Origin of the sequence: Kineococcus indalonis, assembly GCF_009906395.1 — a bacterium.
Lineage (GTDB): Bacteria > Actinomycetota > Actinomycetes > Actinomycetales > Kineococcaceae > Kineococcus > Kineococcus indalonis.
Map to the genome: position 1 here is coordinate 1 of NZ_JAAALM010000924.1, position 804 is coordinate 804.

At 80.8% G+C, this 804-nt stretch carries 1 protein-coding gene; it reads right to left on the reverse strand.

The features are described from left to right. Positions 1 to 25 precede the first annotated feature (25 nt). Complete coding sequence (locus tag GTR00_RS21975) at positions 26 to 754, reverse strand: TIGR03089 family protein (RefSeq protein ID WP_166613603.1); 729 nt, start codon at positions 752 to 754, stop codon at positions 26 to 28. Between the last annotated feature and the right edge of the window lie 50 nt (positions 755 to 804).

Consider the following 804-nt stretch of genomic DNA (forward strand, 5'->3'; position numbering starts at 1 on the left):
GGTGGTGGCACTGCGGGTGGCGCGCTCAGCCGCGCGGCAGCCGCGCGTCGACCCGCTCCTGCGCGGCGACCGCCTCCGGCAGCGCCGCCAGGTCCGGGGTGAGCACGACCGAGCCGCCGCGGCACCACGCCGCCAGCGGCCCGCGCACCGCGTCCGCGGGGCCGACGTCGGTGAGCAGGCGCACCCCCACCGGCCAGGCGGCGCCGGCGGCGACGGCCCCGGCCAGCAGCGAGCCGTGCGCCAGGGAGTCCAGCGCGCCGTCGCCGGGCGCGGGCTCGGCCACCGGGGCGTGCACGTCGCCGTAGCCGGTGACCACGCGCGCGTAGTCCAGGGCGCCGGCGGGCACCGGGGCGCCGAACGAGGTGGCCAGCGGCGCCAGGGACACGGCCACCCGGTCGCCGGCGCCCGCGGCGGCCAGGGCGCCGGCGTCGGCGGAGACGAGCACGTCGGCGTCCGCGTGCGCGCCGGTCAGGGCGTGCGCGCCGGTGGACAGCACCGCCAGCTGCCACACCAGGGTGCGCCAGTGCGCCGGCAGGTCCAGCGCCACGCGGGTGCCCGGGCCGGCGTCGAACTCCTCCTCCAGCAGGTTCGCCGTCTTGGCGACCCAGTTCGCCAGCACCCGCGCGGACAGCTCCACGCGCTCGCCGGTCCCGGCGTACCCCTCGCCGTAGAACGTCAGGCGCGGGGCGGTGGGGTCGCCGGCGACGAGGGTCTGCAGCAGCGCGGTCACCGAGCGGGGCGTGGAGGGCGGCACGGCCCCCACGCTACGTGCGGCGCGCGGCCCGCTCCCGCCCGGGACGTCGC